The sequence below is a fragment of the Pseudomonas syringae pv. tagetis genome (genome assembly GCF_022557255.1).
GTDB classification, from domain to species: Bacteria; Pseudomonadota; Gammaproteobacteria; order Pseudomonadales; family Pseudomonadaceae; genus Aquipseudomonas; species Aquipseudomonas caricapapayae.
The window spans coordinates 4647792-4674186 of record NZ_CP092923.1 but is presented as its reverse complement, the minus strand read 5'-3'; the positions used below and the strand labels follow the sequence as shown (position 1 = coordinate 4674186).

Below are 26395 nucleotides of genomic sequence, written 5' to 3'. Positions count from 1 at the left end.
TCAGGCGGCGAATTGCTTGGCCACGAAATCCCAGTTCACCAGGTTCCAGAACGCTTCTACGTACTTTGGACGCAGATTGCGGTAGTCGATGTAGTAAGCGTGTTCCCAGACGTCGCAGGTCAGCAGTGGCGTGTCGCCGCTGGTCAGCGGGTTGCCGGCACCGATAGTGCTGGCCAGTGCCAGGGAACCGTCGGTTTTTTTCTTCACCAGCCAGCCCCAGCCGGAGCCGAACGTGCCGATGGAAGTCTTGCTGAACTCTTCCTTGAACTTGTCGAAGGAACCGAACGCCTCGTTGATGGCTTCGGCCAGAGCGCCGGTAGGTTCGCCACCAGCGTTAGGGGCCAGGCAGTTCCAGTAGAACGTGTGGTTCCAGACCTGAGCGGCGTTGTTGAAGATGCCGCCCGAGGAGGTCTTGATGATCTCTTCCAGGGTTTTGCCTTCGAACTCGGTGCCTGGCACCAGGTTGTTCAGGTTCACGACGTAGGTGTTGTGATGCTTGTCGTGGTGATATTCCAGAGTCTCCGCAGAAATGTGCGGCACCAGAGCGTCTTTGGCGTAGGGCAGTGGCGGCAATTCAAAAGCCATGGTTTATCTCCTTTCAGGTCAATTGCGGTAATCGCACGGCCGATCACGGGCGGCCAGATACAGCATGCACCGGGAGTTTTACTCTTTTGCGGCGCAGACCCCGGATCATAGCACCGGGTCTGCGGCTTAACCACGCAACAACTGTGTGGGATAGAGGTTCCAACGCGTTTGCTCCGGCGTTCATGAAACCCGTCAGGCAGAACGAATCAACTGGAGTGCCACGCTGAACATCATGATGGCGATCATCACATCCAGTATGCGCCATGTCGCAGGGCGGGCCAGCCAGGGCGCGAGCCACGCCGCACCCAGTGCCAGGCTTGAGAACCACAGCAGCGAAGCACTCGCAGCACCGGCGACGTACGCGCCCGGCGCAGCCTGTTGCGCTCCCAGCGAGCCAATCAGCAGCACGGTGTCCAGGTAAACGTGCGGGTTGAGCAAGGTAACGGCCAGTGCGCTGAGCAGCACGGTGCGCAGCGATTTTCTGGCAGTTGCTGCGCTGTGTTCCAGGCTTTGCCGCGAGCAGGCACGCCGCAAGGCCTGCAGCCCATACCAGCTCAGGAATAGCACGCCACCCCAGCGCGCTACCGCCAGCAATGTCGGGTTTTGTGCCAGCACGTTGGCCAGGCCGAACACACCTGCAGCAACCAGGATGGCGTCACAGACGATGCACAGTAACGCGACGGGGACATGGTGTTCGCGGCGCAGGCCTTGTGCGAGTACAAAGGCGTTTTGAGTACCGATCGCCATGATCAGGCCCGCTGCGATCAGCAGGCCATTGAGGTAGCTTTGCCACATAAAGAGTTTCCATCGAGCAGATTCAGATGGCGATTCTCATGCGTTGAGCGTTATAAGAAAAACCAATAATCTTCATCGCTCATTAGGGAAACTGATGTTCGACTACAAACTGTTATCTGCATTGGCGGCAGTGATCGAGCAGGCGGGCTTCGAACGTGCTGCCCAGGTGCTCGGGTTGTCTCAATCGGCGGTTTCGCAACGCATCAAATTGCTGGAGGCGCGCATCGGCCTGCCAGTGCTGGTGCGGGCGTCGCCACCCAGCCCGACAGACATCGGGCGGCGCTTGCTCAATCACGTCCAGCAGGTTCGGTTGCTGGAGCGAGACTTGCAAAGCCAGGTCCCGGCGCTGGATGAAGAGGGGATGCCCGAGCGTTTGCGAATCGCCTTGAATGCCGACAGTCTGGCGACCTGGTGGGCACCGGCCATCGGGGCGTTCTGTACGCAGCACCGTCTGCTGCTGGATCTGGTTGTCGAAGATCAGGACGTAGGCCTCAAGCGCATGCGCGCAGGCGAGGTTGCGGCGTGTCTGTGTGGCAGCGAGCGTCCTGTGGCCGGGGCACGCAGTCAGTTGCTGGGGGCCATGCGCTATCGCGCACTGGCCAGTCCTTCATTCATTGATCGGCATTTTCCAGACGGCGTCAGCCCTGAAAAACTGGCCCGTTCGGCAGCCCTCGTATACGGGCCGGACGACTTGTTGCAGCACCGTTATCTGGCTCTGCTTGGTGTTGAGGACGGCTTCGAGCATCATTTGTGCCCGTCGTCCGAAGGTTTCATACGTATGATCGAGGCCGGAATGGGTTGGGGGCTGGCCCCCGAGTTGCAAGTGCGCGACCAATTGCGCAGCGGTGTTCTGCTTGAGCTGCTGCCGGATCGCTGCATCGATGTGCCGCTGTACTGGCACCATTGGCGCAATGGCGGACAGCTCTTGACGCGCCTCACCGAACATCTCGCACAACATTCGGCCCACTGGCTGGTGCCGCTGAGCGAGGAATGATCGTCAATACGATCATGTGTAATTTAGACAGGCAGGGTTTTCGCCCTCCTGCAGATGCGTTAATGGAGCGGTAAATGAAGATTCTGGTCACCGGCGCGAGCGGCTTCATCGGCGGGCGCTTTGCGCGTTTTGCCCTTGAGCAGGGCATGAGCGTGCGGATCAATGGCCGCCGTGCCGAAGGTGTCGAGCACCTGGTCCGGCGTGGCGCAGAGTTCATCCAGGGCGACCTCGCCGATCCTTATCTGGTGCGCGCGCTGTGCGATGACGTGGAAGCCGTGGTGCATTGTGCGGGTTCAGTGGGTGTGTGGGGACGCCGCCAGGACTTTATGCAGGGCAACGTGCAGCTTACGGAAAACATTGTCGAAGGCTGCCTGAAGCAGCGAGTGCGAAGGCTTGTCCATCTCTCATCGCCGTCCATTTATTTTGATGGCAAATCGCACCGTGGCCTCAAAGAGGAGCAGGTGCCCAAGCGCTTTCATAACCACTACGCGGCCACCAAATACCTGGCCGAGCAGAAGGTCTTCGGTGCCGAGGAGTTCGGTCTGGAGGTGATCGCCTTGCGGCCGCGCTTCGTCACCGGCGCGGGCGACAACAGCATTTTTCCGCGTTTGCTGCACATGCAGCGCAAAAAGCGTCTCTCGATTGTCGGCAACGGGTTGAATGTGGTGGATTTCACCAGCATGCACAATCTCAACGAAGCCCTGCTCAGCAGCTTGCTGGCGACCGGCTCGGCACTGGGCAAGGCCTACAACATCAGTAACGGGACGCCGGTTCCGCTGTGGGACGCGATCAATTATGTGATGCGGCAGATGCACTTGCCTCAAGTCACCCGTTATCGTTCGTACGGTCTGGCCTATAGCGCTGCGGCGATCAATGAAGGCGCCTGCATGCTGTGGCCGGGACGACCTGAACCTACCCTGTCGAGAATCGGCATGCAGGTCATGAACAGGGACTTTACGCTTGATATCAGCCGCGCCAGGCATTATCTGGATTATCAGCCTCAGGTCAGCCTGTGGACGGCGCTGGATGAATTCTGTGGCTGGTGGCAGGCACAGCACGCACTCTGAATGCGGTGGTGGCACAGTGAGATTAGTTGAGCGCTGTTGTTATACTGCCCGACTTTGGTTTAACAGCTTCCTGAAGGGTTATTCATGCGCAACGATCCATACGACGACGTCGATGACGTTCCCAGCCTGAGCGCCAAGGACGATGATGACGACTTCGCGCCGGGCAATGGCGCACGCGAGCGCACTACGGTTTATTCGCGCACCCCGCCCGTGCTCAAGGTCAAGGCACCGAGCACAGGGCCGTTGTGGGCATTGGTCGGTGCGCTGTTCATTGCTTTTTGCGGTCTTGGCTGGTGGAGCTTTCAGCAGGTTTCCCTGATGGAGCAGCAGTTGGTTGCGACTCAGGAGAGCTTTGCCCGCATCAGCGAAGAAGCGGCGGGGCGCCTGCAGGATATTTCCGGCAAGGTCGTCGCGACCGAAGCGCTCTCCAGTGATGGAGAGGCGCTCAAGCAGCGTATCAAGTTGCTGGAAGCGCAGCTGGAGGATCAGGACAAACAGCGTGAGGGCGTTGAAGGCCAGCAGGGCAGTCTCGACAAGCGTCTGGAACAGATGGCCGCGCAAACCGCTCAGCAGCAGAGTGAAAACGCGCAGTTGCAGGAGCAGCTCAAAAGTGTCGTCGCGGAACTGACCACGTTGAAGGCCGCGCTGCCCGACCTGAAAACTGCACAGGCTGATCAAGGCAAGCTGGATGCGCAAATCAAAAGCGTGGCGGCTGATGTCGCCACCCTGAAAAAGCAGGGCAACCCGTCTGCCGCCGTCGAGCGTCTGGAGCAGGACCTGATGGTTCTGAAAAGCGAGCAGGAGAACCGTCCGGCACCCTCGGCAGAAGCCAATACTGCCGAGTTCGATGCATTTCGCGCTCAGGTCACGCGCAATATAAATACCCTGACCAGCCAGATTCAGAATCTGTCGCAACAGCTCAACGCACGCCGTTGACGCTGAGGGCCTGTCTGCCGCGATCGGGTCGCGGCAGGCAATAACCCGGCATCATTTTGTACACTCATAAATAGATATGTGCTTGCCAATTAAGGGAGGGTTTACGCTTGTCTGGCTGTTAAACAAATGGAGTTTCAATAATGAATGGAATCAACGACATGAGCCCCGACACGCTGCACCCATCAACCGAAACAGATCGCATCGCCGGTGAAGAGAACCAGCCCAAGAATGTTTCTACCGAGCCGGCAGAACTTGATGCTGAAGAGCAATCCTGGTCAGAGTCACTCGCTTGGGATGATGCCCCCATGCATCCGGACAATCTGGTATCGCCACGCCCGTCCAGGCCGCCGGTAAGGGTCAAGCCGCCGGTGAGACCTCCTGTCAGGGAGGGCGTACCGGCGAAGCCTCCCATAAAGCCTCCGGTGAAGGTGGCTGAGCCGGTGAAGCCCCCTCAAAAACCACCGGTCAGGCCTCCGGTCAAGGCAACAGACCCGGTCAAACCGCCCGTCAAACCTGTGGTCAAGCCATCCACCGTTCAGCCGGTGCCACAGACCGTGCCGCCGAACCCGGCAGCGCCTTCACGTCTGGACAAGCTGCTGGCAATCGTCAATACCGCAACGGGCGTCCTGCAACTGGTTCAGCCGCTCAACAGTGTGTTCAACCCGGACGGCACGGTCAGCTATCCGAATGGCAGCGTCGAGTCTGCAGATAGCCAATCCGTTGTCCATCCTGACGGTGCCGTGCAGCATCTTGACGGCACAACTGTGCATGCCGATGGCTCGATAGAGCATCCGGGTGGCGAGATTCAGCATAAGGACGGCACCTGGGTCTTTGCCGATGGTTCGGTCAACTACCCGGACGGACGCTGGAAAATGGCGGACGGTACGATTACCGATGCTGAAGGTAATGCGCTAGGTACCGTCAGGCCAGACGCTACGCTGTAGCGGTCATTAATGTACGGTCAATAAAAAACCCTGGCTCTTGCGAGTCAGGGTTTTTTATTACAACGCTGTGTTACAAACGAGGGTAGTCGATATAACCGACTGGCCCTTTGCCGTAAAACGTCTCGGGATGCGCTTCATTCAGTGGCGCATCGCTGGCCAGGCGCTCAGGCAGGTCCGGGTTGGCAATGTAAGGCACGCCGAACGCGATAGCGTCGGCCTTGCCTTGCGCCAGCCAGGCATTTGCAGTGTCCTTGGTGAATTTCTCATTGGCGATGTAGACGCCGCCGAAATCCTTCTTCAATTGCGGGCCGAGACTGTCTTCGGCATCGTGCTCGCGGGCGCAGATGAACGCGATGCCGCGCTTGCCAAGCTCTTTGGCGACGTAACCATAAGTTTCAGCGCGGTTTTCATCCTTCATGTCATGCATGTCGGCGCGGGGTGACAGGTGTACGCCTACGCGACCAGCGCCCCATACCTCAATGACCGCATCCGTCACTTCGAGCAGCAGACGGGCACGGTTTTCTACCGAACCGCCATATTCATCGGTGCGCTGGTTGGTGCCGGTCAACAGGAACTGCTCAAGCAGATAGCCATTGGCACCGTGCACTTCCACGCCGTCAAAGCCTGCAGCCTTGGCGTTTTCTGCACCTGCCCGATAAGCGTCGACGATGTCAGCGATTTCCGCCAGTTCCAAGGCACGCGGGGTCGGCAGCGGGGTGATCGGGCGCATCAGGCTGACGTGGCCTTCAGCTGCGATGGCACTCGGGGCCACCGGGGTTTCGCCGTTCAGGTAGGACGGGTGGGAAATGCGGCCAACGTGCCACAACTGCAGCACGATGCGGCCACCGGCGTTGTGCACCGCCTTGGTAATGTTGCTCCAGCCACGCACCTGATCATTGGACCAAATACCCGGCGTGTCGGGATAACCCACGCCCATGGGCGTCACGGAGGTCGCCTCGGTGAGAATCAGCCCTGCCGAGGCGCGCTGCACGTAATACTCGGACATCATTGCATTCGGCACACGGCCTTCATCGGCACGGCAACGGGTCAGCGGTGCCATGATGATGCGGTTGGGCAGTTGCAGATCGCCAAGGGTAATCGGGTCAAAGATAGTCGTCATGTGTCGAATCCTCGTAATGGATCAATGCGTAGCAGGTGCCAGGTCGGGGTTGCCGTTCTGACGAAAAGTAATCAGCGTGATCAGCAGTGCAAGCACTGCCAGCATGGCGGCAGCCAGCGGTACGCTGGTCAGGCCCAGGCCGTGGGCGATGACGCTGCCACCGACCCAGGCACCGAGCGCGTTGCCGACGTTGAATGCGCCGATGTTCAGGGTTGAAACCAGATTGGGTGCGGCTTTACCGAAGGTCACTACGTTGATCTGTAAGGCCGGGACAGCGGCAAAGGCCGCGACCGCCCAGAGGAACAGAGTGATTTCTGTCGGGATCAGCGCGGTGCTGGTCCAGCTGAGCGCGGTAGAGATCACCGCCATTGAGATGAACACGCCAATCAGCGTCGAGGACAAGCGGCGGTCAGCCATCTTGCCGCCAATCACGTTACCGGCGGTCAGGCCCAGGCCGATCAACAGCAGCGTCCAGGTCACGCCCTTGGGCGATACACCGGTGACTTCACCGAGCAGCGGAGCAATGTAGGTGAACAGCGTGAACATGGAGGCTGAAAACAGTGCGGTCATGGTCAACGACAGCCAGATACCGGCACCTTTGAGCGCAGCCAGTTCGGCACGCATGTCGAGCTTCTCTTCATTGCGGTTGGTCGGCAAAAAGCGGATCAGACCGATCAATGCAATCACGCCGATGACCGTTACAGCCCAGAAGGTCGAGCGCCAGCCGGCGTATTGTCCCAGCGCGGTGCCCAGAGGCACGCCCAGCACGTTGGCCAGCGTCAGGCCGGTAAACATCAGCGCCACGGCCGACGCACGGCGGTTGGCAGGCACCAGCCCTGCAGCAACAACCGATCCGATACCGAAGAACGCACCGTGACACAGCGCAGTGATCACGCGGGCAAACATCAATACGTTGTAGTCGCTGGCCAGCGCACAAAGCAGGTTGCCGATGATGAAAATCCCCATCAGCGTGACCAGCGCGGCCTTGCGTGGCAGTTTTGCCGTGGCCATGGCCATGAAGGGCGCACCGACGGCGACACCCAGCGCATAGCCGGTTACCAGCCAGCCGGCACCGGGGATCGATACGCCGAGGTCAGCCGCCACATCGGGCAGCAGGCCCATGATGACGAATTCGGTGGTGCCGATGGCGAAGGCGCTCAGGGCCAGAATAAGTAGCGAAAGAGGCACGGGGCAGCTCCTGGTAAACGTTGGAAAAGTCAGGTCGGGTTGTTCAGCTCTTCAACCAGCGCCTGCACGAATGCCCGTATGACTTCTTCGTTGCGTCTGAAGAAATGCCACTGGCCGACCTTCTTGCTGCTGATCAGCCCGGCGCGTTGCAAGGTCGCCAGATGAGCCGAGACAGTGGATTGGGACAGCCCGGCGCGCTGATCGATCTGTCCGGCGCACACGCCGTGTTCGATTGAGTATTCCTGAGCGGGAAAGCTCGCGCGGGGGTCCTTCAACCAGGTCAGGATTTCTCGGCGGACCGGATGGGCCAGGGCTTTTATTATGTCGTCGAGGTCGATAGGCATGGCGTACTCAGAGGCGGTGTAGCGATATATCGCGATAGAGCGAACCTTATATCTGTATTTCGCGATATACAAATATGATTTGGTGCTTAGGACTGACCAAATCGCTATATCGGGTTATATCGATATGTGGACCCGGGGCTTGAAAGCGGCGTAGGCTTGTCGCCATGAACTACTTGGCACATCTCCATCTCGGCGGGCATCGCCCCGCTCAATTGCTTGGCAGCCTGTATGGCGACTTCGTCAAAGGTCCGCTGTCGGGACGTTTTCCCGCGGAGCTCGAGGCGGCTATTCGTCTGCATCGCAGCATCGACGCGTTCACTGACAGCCACCCGCTGATCAAAGCCTCCATTGCCCGATTTCCGCCTCAGCGCAGGCGCTATGCGGGCATCATGCTTGACGTTTTTTTTGATCACTGTCTGGCGCGTGACTGGCATCACTACGCTGACCTGCCGCTGGACGCATTCACCCGCAAAGTCTATGGCACGCTGGCCGCCGAGCCGCAATTGCCCGAGCGGCTGGCACTGATCGCGCCGCGCATGGCGGCGCAGGACTGGCTGGGTTCGTATCGAGACTTTGAGGTGCTGGAACAGGTGCTGAACGGCATCTCCCGGCGCTTGTCACGACCCGAAGGGCTGGCAGGCGGCATGCAGGAACTGCAGGCGTTGTACCAGCCCCTGAGCGCGGATTTTGCCGAGTTCTATCCGCAACTGGAGGATTTTGCTCAGGCTGCTCTGGACGAACGCGACGCCACCTCGCCTGGCTGAGCAAGCTCGCCGGGCACCGGCTTACTGATCACTGGCTCATCGACTGCCGGCTCGCCGAACAGTGCGGCCTGAACGGCCTGCTGGGCTTTGAAGGCCAGTGCGGCGCGTTCCTGATCTGCCGTCGGGATAGGCGTCAGCAGGTGAATATGCACATCGCTCTGCTCGTTGGCGAACAGTCGGCGCAAATGGGACAGCAAGTCATCGTCGCCAATGAACGGGGCAATCGGGTCCGGCTTGCCGTCACGCGAGTAGCCGATGGCTACCGGCTGGATCGGTACACCGGCTTCAATGGCACTGGACAACAGACGGCCGTGGAAGGTGCGCAGGCTTCTGCCATCGGTGGTGGTGCCTTCGGGGAAAATCAGCAGTGCGTTGCCTTGTTGCAGGTGATTGCACATCTGTTTCTGGATCAAACGGCTGTCGCCCGATCCACGACGAATGAACAGCGTTCCGGCCTTCAACGCCAGCCAGCCCGCCACCGGCCAGGTCCGTACTTCGGCCTTGGACAGAAATGACAGCGGTGCCAGCATGCCAAGCAATGCGATATCGGTCCACGATACATGGTTACTGACCCACAGCATCGGCTGGGTTGGCAGTTGGCCAGTCACGGTCACGCGAAAGGGCAGGGCGTTGGTCAGGCGTGCCATGAACCAACGGCTCCAGCGCTGTCTGCGTTCCATAGAGCCACCGATTCTGGTGCGTTCCAGAACCGCGAACGCACCGGCAATGGTCAATCCGAGCGCCACCACCAGCAGCACCCGGACTACGCGGGCATAGCCGCGTGCCCGGCTCATCACACAGCCGCCTTGAAGTGGCGAGCGTAACGAGGGCACAGATCGTCGCGCTTGAGCAGGATGAACACGTCGGCTACCTGAAAGTCTTCATCCCAGCACGGCTCGCCGCAGATCTTGGCACCCAGACGCATGTAGGCCTTGAGCAGCGGCGGCATCTCGCAGATCACATTGCTCGGGATGTCCAGTGTCGGCAGCGGGTTCTTCGGCTCGGCGCGCAAGTGCTCGTTGCACAGGTAGCGCTCGCGCAGACGTTGCATGATCGCGTGTGCCTGAATGCCGCCGTCCTGCATCGGAATGCTCGCACAGCCCATCAGGTAGCTGTAGCCGCCTTCGTTGAGCACCTCGGCCAGCTCGCTCCACAACACCGCGATGGTGCCGCCGTTGCGGTAGGCTGGATCGACGCATGTACGCCCCAGCTCAAGAATAGGGCCCTGCAGATGAACCAGCCCGTGCAGGCTGAACTCTTCTTCACTGTAGAAGCGCCCCAGCGTACTGGCAGCCTGATGGTCGAGCAGCCGGGTAGTGGCAACCAGACGCCCGGTGTTCATGTCACGCACACCGATGTGCGAGCAGTGAACATCGTAGTCATCGATATCCAGGCCTTGTTCAGCACCGTTCAGGCGAGCGTTGAACTCTTCGCTGAATACACTGAAACGCAATGCCTGTGCTTCCTGCAAGGCGCGCGTTCCAATCAGGCGCTCGGCCTGAAGACGACGTTCAGAAGCGTTGTCACGGGCGATCTGGGTCATACGAATCTCCATGAGCCAGCCATGCAGAGTGGGCTGGTTGACTGATTTTTCCAGGCGCTTTGCCGTACTTGCAGGCTAGGGAGATGGCGTGTCATGCCTGTGAAGCTTTGGTGATGGTTGTGTGACGGGCGACCTTGCAGCCGTCACAGACGGATCACTATCGTTGCGATGCTCCGCACTCATGGTGATGCACACGCCGCGAAGAGCCCGAAAAACAGGGCTGATACTTTGCCCGGGCATGCCGTTCTGGAGGCTCTGCGTCCGGCCCCGAGGTAATGGCTGACTGTCATGAAACGCTGATACGGTGTGCGGATTACTCTTTAGAGGCCCTGTCATGCCGCGTAGATTTGTCCGTCTGTGTCTGGTTCTGATCCTGGGCTGCAGTGCCCAGGGCGTCGTTGCTCAAACATGGCCGACAGAGCAATGGCTTTCTCGGTCTGTGCCGCGGTCTGCGGCAATCGAAGAGCTCGAGGCTTACGCCTTCCCGTCTCGCGACGACGCCACGCGCAAGGGCATACGCACCGATGCGTTGCTGGTCGTTCGTGACGGGGAAGTCGTCTACGAGCGCTATGCCGGTGTCACCACCGCGCAAACCCCGCACCTGACCTGGTCGATCAGCAAAAGCATCATGGCGACGGTGCTGGGTGTGGCGTTTACAGAGGGGCGTTTTCAGCTGAACGATCCGGTAGCGAAGTTCTATGCGCCGTTCAAGGCGCATGCCGATGTCGCCATCAAAGACCTGATGCACTGGGCCTCGGGTCTGGACTGGCAGGAAGACTACGAATACGCACCGCTCAACTCTTCTGTAGTCGCCATGCTCTACACCCGAGGACGTGACGACATGGCGCGTTTCACCGCTGATCATCCAGTCGCCAGCTCCCCCGGCAAGGCTTACCGATACTCAAGCGGCGACAGCACCGTGCTGGCCGCCGCCCTGAAAACCATGGTCGGGGCCCAGGCCTATCCGGGCTACCCCTGGACTGCGCTGTTCGACCCGCTCGGCATCCGCAGCGCCGTCTGGGAAACCGATGGCGTGGGTACGTTTGTAGGGTCGTCCTATGCCTATATGACCGCTCGCGACCTGGCGCGTGTCGGCTTGTTGATGCAGCGTGGCGGGCAATGGCAGGATCGGCAACTGCTCGGCAACGAATGGATGAACTTCGTGTTGACGCCGTTTGCGGGCGAGCACGTGGATGCCCGTGCTGAAGTCCCCGGCGGTCAGTGGTGGCTCAACCGTACGGCCGATGGCGGCAGAGGGCCGTGGCCAGACGCTCCGCCTGATACTTTTGCCGCGCTGGGGCATTGGGGGCAGGCACTGTATGTGATCCCCTCGCAAAAGCTGGTGATCGTGCGCTACGCCGATGACCGCGACGGCACTTACGACCACAATCAGATGCTCAAGCGCGTGCAGGCAGCACTGGGCAAGGAGGGCGGGCAATGAGCAATCGTCGAATGTTCATCCTGCGCCGCCCGTTCAGCAGCCTGTTGTTGCTGATTCTTGCCGCACTTGCGCTACTCGCCTGGCAGTACGGTGTGAACCTGCAGGCGTTCCCCACCATCATCAGTGCCTACACCGCCAAGGAATACTGCTCGTGCCGGTACGTCATGAACAACCCCGAGGCGTATTGCCTGGGCTACGTCAAACAGTACGTGCCCAGTACCCTGATCGACGACAGCAGCCAGAAACGGGTCATTGCCAACGGCTTTGGACGAACCAGCACCGCCTCGTGGCAGGGTGAGCGACAGGGCTGTCGCCTGTTGCCATCCGAGCCTTGATGGATCGCTGCCGAACGTCGCAGTTTGCCAGAGGTCAGACAGGCGGATAAGGTGGCCCTCAATTGCTCGTCTGGAGTCTGCATGCTCACTATGAATCGCCTGCTGCTGGTCATGCTGGCCGCAGTGGCGTTACCCGCCCATGCGAACTGGTATCTGGATAACGAGTCTTCGCGACTCTCCTTCACCTCGACCAAAAATACCGATATTGCCGAGGTGCATCGTTTCCTTGTGCTGCACGGCAAGGTTGACGCCAAAGGGCTGGCTGAAGTGCAAGTCGAAACGGACTCCATCAGCACTGGCATCCCCCTGCGTGACGAGCGCCTTCGCGAGCAAGTGTTTCAAGTGCGCAAGTTCCCCGCTGCGCAAATCAATGCCCAGCTCGACATGCGGCCGATTAACGCCCTGGCACCGGGTGCGCAACTGGAGCTGCGTTTACCCTTGACCGTCAGCCTGCGCGGCAAGACCCACAGCTATAACGCCGAACTGCTGGCCACGCGTCTCGACGAGCGCCGCTTTCAGGTGGTGACGCTGGAGCCGCTGGTGCTTCATGCTCAGGACTTCGACATGGTCCCTGACTTCAACGGTTTGCGCGGCGCTGCAGGGTTGTCGGCGATCAGCTTGTCAGTTCCGGTCGGGGCTGTTCTGATCTTCACGGCGCGCTGATATGAACGGTGCGATTTTTCCGTGGCGTGAAAACAACCGCTTTCAATTGCTGATCGACGGCCCGGCGTTCTTCCCGCGCATGATCGCCGCCATTGATCGCGCCGAGCAGCAGGTCGATCTGGAGCTGTACCTGGTCGAAGCCGGGGCCTGCGCCGATGCCATCGTGCGGGCGCTGGTCGAGGCGGGCAGGCGTGGTGTGATCGTGCGCTGCCTGTTCGACGACTTCGGCTCGAAAGCCTTCGATGCCGGGCTGCGCAAGCAACTGACCGATGCCGGTGTAATCCTGCGTTTCTATAACCCGATTCACTGGCGACGCGGCGTGCGCAATTTCTACCGCGACCATCGCAAACTGCTGGTGGTGGACAAGGCACTTGCGGTGGTTGGCGGTACAGGTGTGACCGATGAATTCTGGGAGCCGGACAAGGACGTCAGCCAGTGGCACGAAGTGATGGTAGAAATCACCGGACCGCTGGTGATCGACTGGCAAGCGCTGTTCAATCGGCAGTTCCACGCCAATGCCCGGCGCTTCGCCTGGCGTCCGAAAGAAAACTTCGGTCTGGATCATCTGCCCACCGCCCCGGTAGCCGGTGAAGGCCTTGGCCGTGTGGCGTATGCCGACTCCCGACAGCATCGTGACATTCTGCAATCGCTGGTGCGCACGCTGAACACCGGGCAAACGCGCATCTGGCTGGCGACCCCGTACTTTCTGCCCACCTGGAAAGTTCGCCGCGCCTTGCGCAGGGCGGCGGCGCGGGGCGTCGATGTGCGTTTGCTACTGACCGGGCCGCGCACCGATCACCCGTCCGTGCGCTATGCCGGCCACCGCTACTATCCGCGCCTGCTGCGGGCCGGGGTCAAGGTGTTCGAATACCAGCCCTGCTTTCTGCATTTGAAAATGGTCCTGATCGACGACTGGGTGAGCATCGGCTCGTGCAACTTCGATCACTGGAACCTGCGCTTCAACCTGGAAGCCAACCTTGAAGCCCACGACCCAGGCCTGACTGGAGACGTGGTTGCCAGCTTTGAAAAAGACTTCGCCCTGAGCGCCGAAACCACACTGGCAGACTGGAAGGCCAGACCGCTGTGGCGACGGGTCAAACAGCGCGTGTGGGGCTGGATCGACCGGCTGGTGGTGAACTTGCTGGATCAGCGTAATTGAGGGTTACACGGGGCCGAGCGCGGCCCCGGGTTGTCATCTCGTCAAACGACGCATTCCAGCGAACGGTCAATCATGGCCTTGGCCATCTCGGCCATGTGCAGCACTGAAAACGCCAGATCACGGCTGGTGCCCTGAGTGCTGTCGCCGGACTCATAGGCCGTCGTAATGATGCAGCGCAGCAGATCCGAAGCGTAGTTGAGCGCTTCTTCCTGGCTGACGGATGCGTTGACGGTGAACAGGGCGGTGGGCGGGTCGGGAACGATTTTATGGGGCATGTTTGCAACTCCAGCAGAGTATGTGGGAGCCGTCACTAATCGCTACCAAACGATAAGGTGGCGGCCGTGTGCAAGTTGGTAGACCGGCTGCTGGCACCCGGTGCATCCGAAGATGCCATGCGCACGGCCACCATGAAAACGGGACGAAAAAGATCGCCTCGCGGAGGTGGCACATTGCGCCAGCAAAAGCAGGTCTACCAAACCTGATCGCTGATTGGGCAGCGATCGATGAAGGCTAGAGACCTGGGTAGCCAAGCGCAAGAGGCCGGGATTTTCTCGGAAATTTCCTTCAAATGGAAGTGAGGCTTCCTGCTGTTAATTCCTACAAGAATTATCAAAAAGGGTTTTCTGAGTCTGTTTTAGCTACCTGATCGAAAAGATGAGTGCACGCTTTGCTACGCCATAAAGACGTGTTCAGCGTAAAGGGCGGGAAATGAATAACACAGGGAGTCAGGGGCAGCAGCCGGAAAGTCTCAATCTAAAGTTCAATTACAAATTCTTCTTTTGGCTGCTGTTCTCGCCAGTGGTTTTGAAACTCACGCTGTTCGACTACCTGGATAGCTCATCGGGCGCAGATTCTGCTGACGGACAGCGCTCTGAGTAACGTGAAGATTGCCGACACACCCAACGGTGTGGGCGTGGAAGTGACTGGCGCTGTTTATCGGTATTTCAGCCAGCAGTACATTAACGTAGGCGAGACGTTAAAACGCTATCGGATCATATTGAATCAGCATGATGCGTCTGCGCCCTATAGGTAATGGGTGGAGTAGAGTGCTTGTAACGAAAATAGCCTGTGCAGCGTTCGCTGGACAGGCTTGTTGTATGAAAGGACTGTTTAAGGCTTTTTGATGTTCTGCATGTAGGTCTGATTCGGGTGGGTCACGACCCTCTTCGTCAACGTGTCGAGTTCCTTGCTGTGGTACATGTCCAGGCATTTCAGCAGGTCGAATTTTATACCCTTTATCTGGGATTCGGCCAAAGGGTTTGTGTAGTCTCGGGCGAGGTATTTTTCAACCAGCGCCTTGACGGTAAGGGGGCTCTTTTCCATGTCATAGTAGGTCCAGTCACGCATCGCACTGACACTGCTGCCCGCGTCAATTCCGACGTTTATGTCATATTTATAGGCGGTGGTTATACAGGTGGCGAGCGCCATGTCCTTGTAGTTTTTTTCAAAGGTTCTGTACATTCCTTCTGGCGATGAGGTGGGGGTGTAGGCGAAGCTGTTGGATGCTGCTAACACGAGAAGTGTTTTCGTGGCTGCAAGGAATAACCTCATGGCACTTAGCTCCTTGTATTACTTGGTTTTTTTGTAGTCTTGTATGTCGGTATGCGTAGGGTTGATTACTACCTTTTTTGTCAGTGCATTTAGCTCTTTGCTGTGGTAGAGATCAAGGCACTTGAGTAAGTCGAATTTTACGCCTCTTATCTCAGACTCAACCAGTGGGTTTTTATAGTCTCTAACAAGGTATTCGTTCACGAGTTCTCTAAGCTTTTCGGGACTTTTTTCCCAGTCATAATTGGCCCAGTCGCGCAGGGCGGTTATGCTGCTGCCAGCATCGATTCCAACGTTTTCATTATATTGATAAGCGCTGGCGATGCAGATGGCAAGAGCCAGGTCTTTATAGTTTTGTGCATGAGTTCGATATATTCCCTCTGGTGACGTTGGCGTGACAGATGCAAAAATACCCGGCGTATCGAGCGTAAAGAAAACCAGAATTGCTGCACGCAACGACCGCATTACGTAAGGCTCCAGAAATTTGCTTGATCTGTCCGATAGTTGACGCCAGGCTCGTTGAAATAGCAATGGTCATAGCAGATGCTTCCGTCAAACAATGTCGCATGTCCTCGAGCGTCCGACCAGCCTGATATTTCAAATACGATGATGCCTTTTTTGTTGGCCAATGGTCCGCTATCAGAGGGCGGGTATTTGACTGTCTCTGGTTTGCCCCAGTTTCTCATCAGGAAATTTTTGAGGTCAGTAATGCGGAAAAAATATTGATTTCGATCTTCGCCGGATACTGTCTGATCTGGTATTTTTGGGATTTTTTCTCCTGAGTAATTTATGATGTAGCTCATTCTTACAGCGCAGGTATTTTTCCATCTTGCCAATGCATCAGGATTATTTATATTCTGCGCCACAAACCCTCCAATCACCTCTGCCACTCGTTTTTCCGGCGCTACCGGATCATAAATATGTTGCGACGCCGCCCAGGCGGCAGTAAAAAATGGCCGTGCCATAGTCCTTCCTTGATCATGTCGTGACGTTTATACGTGAGCGTTCAAGACGTCAGGAATAGACCTTGTTGTTGATACGGTTCCAGCCACCGGAGACATTCCCTCCACCGGCACCGTCAGATCTTTTCTGCTGGGTGTAGGTGGTTTTTATTTTTCCGTAGTTGAGGCTTATGGTCTCGCTGGGGATGCCCTCATTGGCATTCTGGGTGTAGTTGGAAATGATGACTTCCTCCAGCAGCACTTCAAAGTATTTGACCTTGTCTCCGCCTGCACGATGCAATGACAACACGACTTCCTTCAGGTGCCTGCCCGCGCACAAGGTTTCCATGAGCTTGCAACTCGACTTGTCCAGGGATTTGGTGAACGTGAAATCGCTCAGTGACGTCCGACCCGAAGAGGCGCCACCGGAAGAACTCGCCGTGGCGGAGGTACTCTGGTGCATGCCGAAACCATACCCGGTGATCTCGATACAGTCCTTATAACGATCGTCCAGCGCTTCGCCTGGAATACCTTCGATCTTGATATACGCATCAAATGCCATTTTTCAAATCTCCACGTTCGTTTGGTCTTGCGCTGCATACAGGTATCTATATGTTTCAGTAGCGTAATCTTTATTTTTATCGAGCGTGGGGTCGGCATGCCTTTGATATTGACTGAAATTTCTTAACTTTTCGTCAGAATGGTCGTACAGAGTTTTCCTGTCGAATTGCATTTTCTGGCGGCTACTTATAACAGAGAGTGAACGTGCTTTGAGTTGCGGTTACAAGTACTGAGTGTTCTTAATGTCGGGGCGGTGACGTGAGTCTACCGTTTAAAATGATTGATGGGTTTCACTCCTAGCGTAAAATGGCTGATCGGATCCAGTACAGGATCTACTTGGCGATGCACCCAACTTGCCTCCATTTGAAACTCGGCTAGTAAAATGCTTGTCCCTTTATCGATCGGTGTCTCATTGACGTAGATGTCTAACAGATGGGCAATGCCAAACTCTGCTCCGGAGGTAACGTCGAGTGTTTTTTTGTTTATGACGTATTGGTTTTCTATAACAGCAGGTAATACTCCAAAGAATCCAAGTGTTTTCGATACGTTCTCATATTGATATCGAATAACGTCGCTTGCATGGTAATCATTCGATTTGCTGGCTTTAAAGTTGGATTGAATCATCCACTTTTCGGGTGTGTAAGTGTTCGTGAATTCATCAACATTATTCCAGTGTCTGGATGTTATTTCATAGGGCTTTTTGACAGGGTCATGATCGTGATTGAATAGTGTAGTAACGATGGCATGGCTCATCCATGAGCGCTCATTCGCCCAGTTTATGCGTTGTTGCAGGTTGGCATTGTAGTGCCACGTGGGTGCGTATCGGTAGCCAGTTCCCAAGAGCCTTGGAGGGTCATTCCATAGCGCTCCGGGTCTGGCGTCCGCAGTCATTTGATCGTCAGAGGCTTCGGATAAGCATGCATTTTCAAAGTATGAAGGAAGGGCTGGTTCGTTCGATACGTAGGCTGCGGTAATTAGCTCGCCTACTCTCCCATCCTTGTCAATTGACATAACGGGGTTGTCCGATACGAAATTGGCGGAGACTGGTGGAATGACGCCGCTGGGAGATCAGCCACTGTTTGCCGAGCCTGATGAAGTTCTGACGCTGTACCCTGTTCATGTCCCTTGGGAGCTCCAGAGTTCTGTTGAAAGTTTTATGGTCAATAACAGCTCCTTCGCCGCCCATTCAGGTACAAGCGTTCTACATAATATGATGAGTGAAGGCGCGAAACGGTATGATGAAGCCGTTGAAAGCGGAAATTATCCGGATCCGACGGGTGTGAACGGTATAGGTCTTAACCTGCTCTGGAATCCTGACCCGGCAGTAAGAATTCGAACGTTATCGAAGATAGTAGGTCCCGGCTTGTTTACAGATGCACTGCGCGCTTCGGACGCAGTATACGGTGATCTTTTTACTCGTCTGAGAGGCGTCGTCTTTCAAGGACAGCCGTTCACGTTTGCCGACCAAATGGCCAGAAAGATGCCGCTGCATCGGCATATAAAAAGCGGCGCTGCGCAGACATGGCGTTGAACATAACTGAAAAACCCGCCTCCATGAGACGGGTTTTTATGTTCCTGCCGAGCGTTACTGCACTTCCACCGCCAGACTGTCGCTGATCTTCTTCTGCCAGATCTGCGGGCCGGTGATGTGCACCGAGTCACCCGTGCTGTCTACGGCAACGGTCACCGGCATGTCCTTGACCTCGAACTCGTAGATCGCTTCCATGCCCAGTTCGGCAAAGGCCACGACTCGGGATTTCTTGATCGCCTGGGCCACAAGATAGGCAGCGCCGCCAACAGCCATCAGGTACACGGCTTTGTGGTCCCGGATCGCGTCGATGGCAGTCGGGCCGCGTTCGGATTTGCCGATCATGCCCAGCAGGCCGGTCTGGTCGAGGATCTGGCGGGTGAATTTATCCATCCGCGTGGCCGTGGTCGGGCCAGCCGGGCCGACGACTTCTTCGCGTACCGGGTCGACCGGGCCGACGTAGTAGATGAAGCGACCCTTGAGGTCGACCGGCAGGGTTTCGCCCTTGTTGAGCATTTCGACCATGCGCTTGTGCGCAGCGTCGCGACCGGTGAGCATCTTGCCGTTGAGCAGAACGGTTTCGCCCGGCTTCCAGCTTTGCACTTCTTCCGGGGTCAGGGTGTCGAGGTTGACGCGGCGGGCCGATGGGCCGGCTTCCCAGACGATTTCCGGGTAGGCGTCCAGTGAGGGTGCTTCCAGCGACGCAGGGCCGGAGCCGTCGAGCACGAAGTGGGCGTGACGGGTAGCTGCGCAGTTGGGAATCATGCACACCGGCAGCGAAGCCGCGTGGGTCGGGTAATCCATTATCTTGACGTCGAGCACGGTGGTCAGACCGCCCAGGCCCTGAGCGCCGATGCCCAGCTGGTTGACCTTCTCGAACAGCTCAAGACGCATCTCTTCGATGCGATTCTGCGGGCCGCGGGCTTTCAGCTCATGAATGTCGATGGACTCCATCAGCACTTCCTTGGCCATGACCGCTGCCTTTTCCGCAGTGCCGCCGATGCCGATGCCGAGCATGCCCGGCGGGCACCAGCCTGCGCCCATGGTCGGTACGGTTTTCAGCACCCAGTCGACGATCGAGTCGGACGGGTTGAGCATCGCCATCTTCGATTTGTTTTCCGAACCGCCGCCTTTTGCCGCAACGTCCACTTCCACGGTATTACCCGGAACGATGGAGTAGTGGATAACGGCCGGGGTGTTGTCCTTGGTGTTTTTACGAGCGCCTGCCGGATCGGCAAGGATCGAGGCACGCAGCACGTTTTCAGGCAGGTTGTAAGCGCGGCGTACGCCTTCGTTGATCATGTCGTCCAGGCCCATGGTGGCGCCGTCCCAGCGAACATCCATACCCACGCGCACGAAAACGGTGACGATGCCGGTGTCTTGGCAGATTGGACGATGGCCGGTCGCGCACATACGCGAGTTGATCAGGATCTGGGCAATGGAGTCGCGAGCGGCAGGCGACTCTTCACGCAGATACGCCTCGTGCATGGCCTGGATGAAATCCACGGGGTGGTAATAGGAAATGAACTGCAGTGCGTCTGCAACGCTCTGAATCAGGTCGTCTTGCTTGATCACGGTCATGCGGCGCGCTCCTCTGTAAGGACGGGAACATTCAATTACGCTATCGGCGGCAGTCTGGAACTGCGGCTTGAACCAGAGCTGTCAGGTTAGCCGTAGCGGGCGCAAAAAGGCGCGGCAGTATAACCCGCCCGACAGGCCAGTCTGTACAATCGCCGTTATTTTCTGCGCAGGCTGCCTGAATGCCTCAATTGCATGTTGGTGAGCGTAGCTGGTCGGTGGCATCGGCCAGTAATCTGCTCGACGCCCTGAACCATGCCGGTGTGCCGGTCCCTTACAGTTGTCGTGCCGGCAGCTGTCATGCGTGCCTGGTGCGCTGCGTAAAAGGGCAGCCTGAAGATGCGCTGCCCGATGCCTTGCCTGCTGAAAAGCGTCAGCAGGGTTGGCGGCTTGCCTGCCAGTGTCGAGTGGTCGCGGACCTGACGGTCGAGGTCTTTGACCCGCAGCGTGATGGCCTGCCCGCGACGGTAGTTGGCTGCGACTGGGTCTGCCCGACGGTACTGCGCTTGCGTCTGGAGCCCGCACGCCCACTGCGCTATAGCGCCGGGCAGCATCAGGTGCTGTGGACTGACAGCGGTGTGGCCCGGCCATACTCGCTGGCGAGCCTGCCTGGCGAGGACCCTTTTCTGGAATTTCACATCGATTGCGCCGGGTCAGGATCATTCCGAGATGTCGTCCGACAGTTGCAGGCCGGCGACGCAATGAGGCTTGGCGAACTGCGTGGCGGGGCTCTTCGTTATGACCCCGACTGGCAGGAAAGACCCTTGCTCCTGCTGGCGGCGGGCACCGGGCTCGGTCCGTTGTGGGGCGTACTGCGCGAGGCATTGCGACAGGAACATCAAGGCACCCTCCGCCTGATTCATCTGGCCCATGACAGCCAGGGGCATTATCTGGCCGATGAACTGCACGCTCTGGCCGAACGCTATCCCCAGTTGCATGTCCAGTTGGTCACTCCGCAGATGCTGCAGACTACCCTGGCTGAGCTGCGCCTGTTGTCGCGGCATGCGATGGCGCTGGTGTGTGGCAGTGCCGACAGCGTGGAGACGTTTGCCAAGCGCCTCTATCTGGCAGGGCTGCCGCGTAATCAGTTGCTGGCGGATGTGTTTGTGGCGCGGGAATAACAGGCGCGACAGTCACAACATTCGTCAGGCATGACACCATGCAAAAGGCCCCGGCTCTTGCGAGACGGGGCCTTGGCTTGCAGTATGCTGCGATCAGACCAACGGGTCGCCGACGTGCAGAATCTTCATGCCGTTGGTGCCACCGATGGTGTGATAGCTGTCGCCCTTGGTCAGGATGACCCAGTCACCTTGCTCGACCAGACCACGCTTGAGCAGCTCGTCGACTGCGGCCTGGCTGACCTGACCGGGCGGCAGGGCTGCCGGATCGAACGGCACGGTGTAGACACCACGGAACATCGCCGCGCGTGCTTGAGTGCCACGGTGCGGGGAGAACGCGTAGATTGGCACCGAAGAGCGAATGCGCGACATGATCAGCGGGGTATAGCCGCTTTCGGTCAGTGCAATGATCGCCTTCACGCCAGGGAAGTGGTTGGCAGTGTACATGGCGGCCAGCGCAATGCTTTCATCACAACGGGTGAACGAGTGACCGATACGGTGGCTTGAGGTCTTGCCGGTCGGGTGCTTCTCGGCACCGATGCAGATACGGGCCATGGCCTGAACCGCCTCGATCGGGTAAGAGCCTGCAGCACTTTCCGCCGAAAGCATCACGGCGTCGGTGTAGTCGAGCACGGCGTTGGCCACGTCGGACACCTCGGCACGCGTCGGCATCGGGCTTGAGATCATCGACTCCATCATCTGCGTGGCAACGATCACCGCCTTGTTGTGGCGACGAGCATGCAGAATGATGCGTTTCTGTACGCCAACCAGCTCGGCATCACCGATTTCAACGCCCAGATCACCACGAGCAACCATGACGGCGTCACTGGCGCGGATCAGTTCATCGAGCACTTCGTCGTTGGCAACGGCTTCGGCACGTTCGATCTTGGCGACCAGCCAGGCCGTACCGCCGGATTCATCGCGCAGCTGGCGGGCGTATTCCATGTCGGCGGCATCGCGCGGAAAGGAGACGGCCAGGTAATCCAGGTCCATTTCGGCGGCGAGCTTGATGTCCTGCTTGTCTTTTTCGGTCAGCGCCGGTGCCGTCAGGCCACCACCACGACGGTTGATGCCTTTGTGATCGGACAGCGGGCCGCCGATCAGCACGGTGCAGTGCAGTTCGTCAGCCGTCTGGGTGTCGACGCGCATGACCACGCGACCGTCGTCGAGCAGCAGCTCGTCGCCTACGCCGCAATCCTTGACCAGATCCGGGTAGTCGATACCCACGATTTGCTGGTTGCCACTGGTCAGCGGGTGAGCGGTGGAGAAGGTGAACCTGTCACCGACCTTCAGCTCGATTCGCTTGTCGGTGAACTTTGCGATACGGATCTTGGGACCCTGCAGATCGCCCAGCAGCGCGACGAAGCGCCCGTGTCTGGCGGCGATTTCGCGGATCAGCCTGGCGCGTGCCTTGTGCTCATCCGGAGTCCCGTGAGAGAAGTTCAGACGAGCAACGTCCAGACCCGAAAGGATCAGTTGTTCGATGACTTCCGGCGAGTTGCTGGCAGGGCCAAGTGTGGCGACGATTTTGGTGCGGCGAACGGTCATGCACAAACTCCTTAATTGAAGCGCAGCGAGAGGCTACTCCTGTCTGGGTCTTTAGTCATTGTTCCTTTGCACTACCGCGCTGCCGCCGGGGAGGGCAATCGGCTGACGGTCGGTGTGCGATTTACTTGAAGAAACAGGCTGTGAGGCCGATACAGGGCAGAGAACAGGAGAGTCCCATGCGTATTGTAACGATTGTTGTATTACTGACTGCGCTCAGCGGTTGCACCCGCTGGGCAATGAATTCCAACCTCGATCACGCCTACCGTGCCTATCAGGAAGGCGATTGTGATCGGGTCATGCTGGACCTGTCCAAGGTCGAGCGTCAAAGCCGTTCACGCCGTTATGTTCAGCCCGAAGTGTCGATGCTGCGCGGCCAGTGCCTCGAGCGGCAAAAACTCTACGTCGATGCTGCGCAGACTTATCAGTTCCTGATGACTCAGTACCCGGAAAGCGAATACGCGTTCCGCGCACGAGCCAGACTCGATACGCTTGCACAAACCGGCCTTTACCCCAAGGCCCAGCCTGCCAGGCCGATACCTGTACCTGTTCGAAACGCTCCCGTATCAAAATAGTTACCCCCGTATGAGTGGCAGATGTTGTGTTCGGGTGGATTTTGAAAAATTCTGAGCTAGGCTCTCGTCACAGAGCGGACGAGTTGCTGGGCTCTGAACAGGCACAGTTGCCGGGCAGTGCCTCGCCTTTGAAGTCCGCTACCAACATACGGTGTTAAGCGATCGCAAGCGTGATCTCGGAAGGCTGCCTGCCATGTACAAAGAGCGAAAAATAGAACGCCATCAATTGCAGGATTACCTGCAGGTTTTCAATCGTCATACCGGCAAGCTGATCGGGTGTCTGGGTAATGTGTCAGGGGAAGGGCTGATGTTGATCAGCGACCTGCCCGTCTTGGTGGGGGGCAGGTTTGATCTGTGTCTGAAACTGCCGAGTGACACTATCGGACAGCCGATAGATGTGAGCGCCACATGCCTTTGGTGTCACGAAGACGAGACACCAGGCAGCTATGACTCCGGTTTCGAGTTGTCTCAGGTCTCGACAGAGTATCTGGAGTTCGTCCACCTGCTGCGCCGCTATTTCTGCTTCTATCCCTCTTATGAAGCCTCGGCCTGAGGCTACCGTGCAAGGGGCTCAGAGAGCCCCTGCCTTTTTCCAGCTCAGATAACGGCTGACCAGCTGCGGTCCCAGCTCGCCCGGTCGGGCATCCATTATGGCAATGCCCTGAGCGCTCAGGCGGTCGTGCAACGAAGCGCGGGCATTGAGGAAGTTCAGGGTCCCGCAATACTCCAGCGCTTCATCGTAGCTGTGTATGGGCGTCTGACGCAGGCTGTCGAGCACTTCCTCTCGCAGGCTGGCAATCAGCACCCGGTGTTGCTTGCCCAACTGCCTGGCGGCCGTCAACAGTTCTTCATCGTCTTCATCGCGCAGATTGGTTACCAGCACAACCAGTGAGCGCCTTTTATGACGAACCATCAGTTGGCGAACGGCGGCACTGTAGTCCGCAGGTCGCCGGGTGGTCTGCAGGTCATAAATCGCGTTGAGCAGCAGGTTAAGCTGCCCTGGCCCCTTTACAGGGGCCAGATAACGGTCCTGCTCACCGGCAAACGTTGCGAGGCCGACGGAATCGCCTTGGCGCAGCGCCACGTAGCTCAATAAAAGGCTGGCATTGAGCGCGTGATCGAAGTGAGACAAATCACCGTCCTGGCTGCGCATTCGCCGTCCGCAATCAATCATGAAGATGATCTGTTGATCCCGCTCGTCCTGATATTCACGGGTAATGGGTGCCCGCTGGCGAGCGGTGGCTTTCCAGTCGATCTGGCGCAGGCTGTCGCCTTCACGAAATTCACGCAATTGATTGAATTCCATCCCCGGCCCGCGACGTTGCAACTGGCGCACGCCCAGTTGGCTAAGCCAGTTGTCCACCGCCCGCAGTTGCCCGCCGTAAAGCCGGGCGAAGTCCGGATAGACCCGGGTCGTGCTGAGCACCGGAATATAGCGCCGCGCAGTCCACAGGCGCAAAGGCCCTGGCAGGCTGATTTCGCACCGTTCAAAGGCGAAGTGGCCGCGGCTGGACGGGCGCAGACGATAACCGACGCTGCCTTTGCCGCGTGCAGGCAAGGTGATCGATTGCGGCAGATTTTCATGCTCCAGACCATGCGGCACGTGATCGAATACCCGCAACGTGAGGGGGCTGACGCCGTCGTGCTGAAGGTCGAGCCGGGCTTCGTTCCAGCGTTGCAGCGCCAGGCTGCCCGCCAGCTCGCGCTGCACGCGTGGCGAGGGGCGCCTCAACAGCCAGAATGCATCCAGCAGGCTCAGGCCCGCGAACGCCAGCAACGCCCCTCGATAAAGCCCGTCGATGCCAGCCGGATACTCGATGCCCAGCGCATGAAGTGTTCCCAGCAGCAACGCAATGCCCAGAAATCCGCCGAGCCAGCGCAGCATCGGAACCGACGGTTTGAGCGCCTGTTTCACAGGCGCGGTGCCGGAGCCTGGTCAAGGATCTGCCTGAGCACCTGATCCACCGACAGGCCCTCGATGTCCAGTTCCGGTGACAGTCTGACCCGGTGTCGCAATACAGCCAGTGCACAGCCCTTGATATCGTCCGGGGTGACGAACTCGCCGCCGCGCAGCAAGGCCCGTGCCCGCCCGCCACGCACCAGTGCGATTGACGCGCGAGGCCCCGCGCCCTGGCTCAGACCAGGCCAGCCCCGCGTGCTGCGTGCCAGCCGCACGGCGTAGTCCAGCACCTGTTCATCAATGGGCAGCTCGCTGGCAATGCGTTGCAGAGCCTGTACCTCTCGGGCCTGCATGATGACTCTGAGCGGTCGCACATCCAGCATGTCGGCACGGGTCGAGCGCGAGACCTGACGCACCATGTTCAGCTCTTCCAGCGCGTCGGGATAATCCATGCGCAGTTTGAGCATGAAGCGGTCCAGTTCAGCTTCCGGCAGCGGATAAGTGCCTTCCTGTTCAATGGGGTTCTGGGTGGCCAGCACCATGAACGGCTGCGGGATGGGGAGGGCGCGCCCTTCAAGGGTAACTTGCCGCTCCTGCATGGCTTCAAGCAGCGCAGCCTGAGTCTTGGCCGGTGCCCTGTTGATTTCGTCGGCGAGCAGCAGGTTGGTGAACAGCGGGCCCTTGCGCAGCTTGAACTGCTCAGTCTGCATGTCGTATACCGCATGACCGGTGACATCGCTGGGCATCAGGTCCGGCGTAAATTGAATACGGGCGAACTCGCAGCCTATGCAACTGGCAAGCGCTCTGACCAGCAACGTCTTGCCCAGACCGGGCACGCCTTCCAGCAGCACATGGCCGCCGCCGATCAGCGCGGTCAGCACGTCTTCGATGACCGCGTTTTGCCCGATCACGGCCTTTTGCAGCTCGTTGCGCAATGCCTGAGCCAGTTGACTGGCGCGCTGACGCTGCTGCAACTGGGTGCTCGCAGCGCTCGCTATACCGGTCGGCTCGTTTGCCGGCTCGGTGATTGGCTCGGTGCTGCCTGATGGGTCGGGCGTCTGGTCGCTCATGCGTTCTGGAGTCCTGTTAACGGCTGCCGGTCTTTTATCGTCTATAAACCAGACGTTAGCCCGATCTGGCCTTTTTCGGTTCTTTAGTGTGCTGAATGGAGGGTTGAGCGGTCTACCTCCGGTGTGAAATCGTCCCACCTTGCGTGCTCTGCC

Annotated in this window: 30 protein-coding genes and 1 pseudogene; 14 read left to right on the top strand and 17 right to left on the bottom strand. The window is 58.3% G+C overall.

Annotation, left to right across the window (positions count from 1 at the left end; all coding sequences use genetic code 11):
* Together MME58_RS20755 and MME58_RS20750 are read right to left on the bottom strand one after the other, a co-directional pair.
* Window positions 1–585 carry a superoxide dismutase gene (locus MME58_RS20755; protein WP_055006923.1) on the bottom strand — a complete coding sequence of 195 codons (585 nt, stop codon included), beginning with the start codon at window positions 583–585 and terminating at the stop codon, window positions 1–3.
* Window positions 586–777: 192 nt separating this feature from the next.
* Window positions 778–1380 carry a LysE/ArgO family amino acid transporter gene (locus tag MME58_RS20750; RefSeq protein WP_054986197.1) on the bottom strand — a complete coding sequence of 201 codons (603 nt, stop codon included), beginning with the start codon at window positions 1378–1380 and terminating at the stop codon, window positions 778–780.
* Window positions 1381–1474: 94 nt separating this feature from the next.
* On the opposite strand from MME58_RS20750, the gene MME58_RS20745 reads away from it, so the two are divergent.
* The 4 genes from MME58_RS20745 to MME58_RS20730 all read left to right on the top strand — a co-directional run bounded on the left by MME58_RS20745 (window position 1475) and on the right by MME58_RS20730 (window position 5321).
* The gene (locus MME58_RS20745; RefSeq protein ID WP_055006924.1) at window positions 1475–2374 is read left to right on the top strand and encodes a LysR family transcriptional regulator ArgP; all 900 of its coding nucleotides are present in this window, start codon (window positions 1475–1477) and stop codon (window positions 2372–2374) included.
* 74 nt (window positions 2375–2448) lie between these two features.
* On the top strand, window positions 2449–3441 hold the full coding sequence (locus tag MME58_RS20740; protein ID WP_054986195.1) for an NAD-dependent epimerase/dehydratase family protein: 993 nt from the start codon (window positions 2449–2451) through the stop codon (window positions 3439–3441).
* 84 nt (window positions 3442–3525) lie between these two features.
* Window positions 3526–4377 carry a hypothetical protein gene (locus MME58_RS20735; RefSeq protein WP_055006925.1) on the top strand — a complete coding sequence of 284 codons (852 nt, stop codon included), beginning with the start codon at window positions 3526–3528 and terminating at the stop codon, window positions 4375–4377.
* A 140-nt stretch (window positions 4378–4517) separates the two neighbouring features.
* The gene (locus tag MME58_RS20730; protein ID WP_055006926.1) at window positions 4518–5321 is read left to right on the top strand and encodes a hypothetical protein; all 804 of its coding nucleotides are present in this window, start codon (window positions 4518–4520) and stop codon (window positions 5319–5321) included.
* Window positions 5322–5391: 70 nt separating this feature from the next.
* Here MME58_RS20730 and MME58_RS20725 read toward each other — a convergent pair whose 3' ends face one another.
* From MME58_RS20725 to MME58_RS20715, 3 genes are read right to left on the bottom strand one after another with little or no spacing between them, the layout of a single operon-like run.
* Window positions 5392–6441, bottom strand: coding sequence for an alkene reductase (locus tag MME58_RS20725; protein WP_054986192.1), 1050 nt, complete (start codon window positions 6439–6441; stop codon window positions 5392–5394).
* A gap of 21 nt (window positions 6442–6462) precedes the next feature.
* Entirely contained in the window at window positions 6463–7629 is a 1167-nt protein-coding gene (locus tag MME58_RS20720; RefSeq protein WP_054986191.1) for an MFS transporter, read from the bottom strand.
* A gap of 29 nt (window positions 7630–7658) precedes the next feature.
* Window positions 7659–7973 carry an ArsR/SmtB family transcription factor gene (locus tag MME58_RS20715; RefSeq protein ID WP_054986190.1) on the bottom strand — a complete coding sequence of 105 codons (315 nt, stop codon included), beginning with the start codon at window positions 7971–7973 and terminating at the stop codon, window positions 7659–7661.
* A 164-nt stretch (window positions 7974–8137) separates the two neighbouring features.
* Here MME58_RS20715 and MME58_RS20710 point away from each other — a divergent pair, with 164 nt between their 5' ends.
* Complete coding sequence (locus MME58_RS20710) at window positions 8138–8737, top strand: acyl carrier protein phosphodiesterase (RefSeq protein WP_054986189.1); 600 nt, start codon at window positions 8138–8140, stop codon at window positions 8735–8737.
* On the opposite strand, the gene MME58_RS20705 is transcribed toward MME58_RS20710, so the two are convergent.
* Both MME58_RS20705 and olsB read right to left on the bottom strand, forming a co-directional pair.
* Complete coding sequence (locus MME58_RS20705; RefSeq protein WP_054986188.1) at window positions 8695–9531, bottom strand: lysophospholipid acyltransferase family protein; 837 nt, start codon at window positions 9529–9531, stop codon at window positions 8695–8697. The genes MME58_RS20710 and MME58_RS20705 overlap by 43 nt on opposite strands.
* Window positions 9531–10280 (bottom strand): L-ornithine N(alpha)-acyltransferase, encoded by a 750-nt coding sequence (gene olsB, locus MME58_RS20700; RefSeq protein ID WP_054986187.1) that lies wholly within the window; start codon window positions 10278–10280, stop codon window positions 9531–9533. Before olsB ends, MME58_RS20705 begins: the two co-directional genes overlap by 1 nt.
* A gap of 334 nt (window positions 10281–10614) precedes the next feature.
* Here olsB and MME58_RS20695 point away from each other — a divergent pair, with 334 nt between their 5' ends.
* The 4 genes from MME58_RS20695 to MME58_RS20680 all read left to right on the top strand — a co-directional run bounded on the left by MME58_RS20695 (window position 10615) and on the right by MME58_RS20680 (window position 13878).
* Window positions 10615–11721 (top strand): serine hydrolase domain-containing protein, encoded by a 1107-nt coding sequence (locus MME58_RS20695; RefSeq protein ID WP_055006927.1) that lies wholly within the window; start codon window positions 10615–10617, stop codon window positions 11719–11721.
* Window positions 11718–12056 (top strand): hypothetical protein, encoded by a 339-nt coding sequence (locus MME58_RS20690; protein ID WP_054986185.1) that lies wholly within the window; start codon window positions 11718–11720, stop codon window positions 12054–12056. The genes MME58_RS20695 and MME58_RS20690 overlap by 4 nt, the downstream gene beginning before the upstream one ends.
* Before the next feature lie 81 nt (window positions 12057–12137).
* A complete protein-coding gene (locus tag MME58_RS20685; RefSeq protein WP_054986184.1) occupies window positions 12138–12719 on the top strand; it encodes a YceI family protein in 582 nt (193 codons plus the stop codon).
* A gap of 1 nt (window position 12720) precedes the next feature.
* Window positions 12721–13878, top strand: a complete 1158-nt coding sequence (locus MME58_RS20680; protein ID WP_054986183.1) for a phospholipase D-like domain-containing protein — start codon at window positions 12721–12723, stop codon at window positions 13876–13878.
* 41 nt (window positions 13879–13919) lie between these two features.
* On the opposite strand, the gene MME58_RS20675 is transcribed toward MME58_RS20680, so the two are convergent.
* Complete coding sequence (locus MME58_RS20675) at window positions 13920–14153, bottom strand: DUF6124 family protein (RefSeq protein ID WP_054986182.1); 234 nt, start codon at window positions 14151–14153, stop codon at window positions 13920–13922.
* Window positions 14154–14586: 433 nt separating this feature from the next.
* Here MME58_RS20675 and MME58_RS20670 point away from each other — a divergent pair.
* A pseudogene (locus tag MME58_RS20670) lies at window positions 14587–14911 on the top strand (hypothetical protein).
* Window positions 14912–14988: 77 nt separating this feature from the next.
* Here MME58_RS20670 and MME58_RS20665 read toward each other — a convergent pair.
* The 5 genes from MME58_RS20665 to MME58_RS20645 form a co-directional block, all read right to left on the bottom strand.
* Window positions 14989–15429 carry a type VI secretion system amidase immunity protein Tai4 gene (locus tag MME58_RS20665; protein ID WP_055006928.1) on the bottom strand — a complete coding sequence of 147 codons (441 nt, stop codon included), beginning with the start codon at window positions 15427–15429 and terminating at the stop codon, window positions 14989–14991.
* A gap of 18 nt (window positions 15430–15447) precedes the next feature.
* Window positions 15448–15891 (bottom strand): type VI secretion system amidase immunity protein Tai4, encoded by a 444-nt coding sequence (locus MME58_RS20660; RefSeq protein ID WP_055006929.1) that lies wholly within the window; start codon window positions 15889–15891, stop codon window positions 15448–15450.
* Entirely contained in the window at window positions 15891–16391 is a 501-nt protein-coding gene (locus tag MME58_RS20655; RefSeq protein WP_055006930.1) for a type VI secretion system amidase effector protein Tae4, read from the bottom strand. Before MME58_RS20655 ends, MME58_RS20660 begins: the two co-directional genes overlap by 1 nt.
* A 49-nt stretch (window positions 16392–16440) precedes the next feature.
* Complete coding sequence (locus MME58_RS20650) at window positions 16441–16929, bottom strand: Hcp family type VI secretion system effector (protein ID WP_054986178.1); 489 nt, start codon at window positions 16927–16929, stop codon at window positions 16441–16443.
* Window positions 16930–17192: 263 nt separating this feature from the next.
* Window positions 17193–17939 (bottom strand): hypothetical protein, encoded by a 747-nt coding sequence (locus MME58_RS20645; protein ID WP_233590988.1) that lies wholly within the window; start codon window positions 17937–17939, stop codon window positions 17193–17195.
* A 40-nt stretch (window positions 17940–17979) separates the two neighbouring features.
* Here MME58_RS20645 and MME58_RS20640 point away from each other — a divergent pair, with 40 nt between their 5' ends.
* Window positions 17980–18459: a hypothetical protein gene (locus MME58_RS20640; RefSeq protein ID WP_055006932.1), complete on the top strand. Its 480-nt coding sequence runs from the start codon at window positions 17980–17982 to the stop codon at window positions 18457–18459.
* Between the two features lie 54 nt (window positions 18460–18513).
* Here the strand turns inward: MME58_RS20640 and MME58_RS20635 are convergent, their stop codons facing one another.
* Complete coding sequence (locus MME58_RS20635) at window positions 18514–20037, bottom strand: fumarate hydratase (RefSeq protein WP_054986175.1); 1524 nt, start codon at window positions 20035–20037, stop codon at window positions 18514–18516.
* Window positions 20038–20216: 179 nt separating this feature from the next.
* On the opposite strand from MME58_RS20635, the gene MME58_RS20630 reads away from it, so the two are divergent.
* Window positions 20217–21155 carry an iron-sulfur-binding ferredoxin reductase gene (locus MME58_RS20630; protein WP_055006933.1) on the top strand — a complete coding sequence of 313 codons (939 nt, stop codon included), beginning with the start codon at window positions 20217–20219 and terminating at the stop codon, window positions 21153–21155.
* A gap of 93 nt (window positions 21156–21248) precedes the next feature.
* Here MME58_RS20630 and pyk read toward each other — a convergent pair whose 3' ends face one another.
* Window positions 21249–22700, bottom strand: coding sequence for a pyruvate kinase (gene pyk, locus MME58_RS20625; protein WP_054986173.1), 1452 nt, complete (start codon window positions 22698–22700; stop codon window positions 21249–21251).
* Window positions 22701–22876: 176 nt separating this feature from the next.
* Between pyk and MME58_RS20620 the strand changes: the two genes are divergently transcribed.
* Complete coding sequence (locus MME58_RS20620; RefSeq protein ID WP_054986172.1) at window positions 22877–23272, top strand: tetratricopeptide repeat protein; 396 nt, start codon at window positions 22877–22879, stop codon at window positions 23270–23272.
* A gap of 193 nt (window positions 23273–23465) precedes the next feature.
* Window positions 23466–23825 (top strand): PilZ domain-containing protein, encoded by a 360-nt coding sequence (locus MME58_RS20615; protein WP_054986171.1) that lies wholly within the window; start codon window positions 23466–23468, stop codon window positions 23823–23825.
* 18 nt (window positions 23826–23843) lie between these two features.
* Here the strand turns inward: MME58_RS20615 and MME58_RS20610 are convergent, their stop codons facing one another.
* Entirely contained in the window at window positions 23844–25187 is a 1344-nt protein-coding gene (locus tag MME58_RS20610; RefSeq protein WP_055006934.1) for a DUF58 domain-containing protein, read from the bottom strand.
* Entirely contained in the window at window positions 25184–26242 is a 1059-nt protein-coding gene (locus tag MME58_RS20605; RefSeq protein ID WP_055006935.1) for an AAA family ATPase, read from the bottom strand. Before MME58_RS20605 ends, MME58_RS20610 begins: the two co-directional genes overlap by 4 nt.
* Between the last annotated feature and the right edge of the window lie 153 nt (window positions 26243–26395).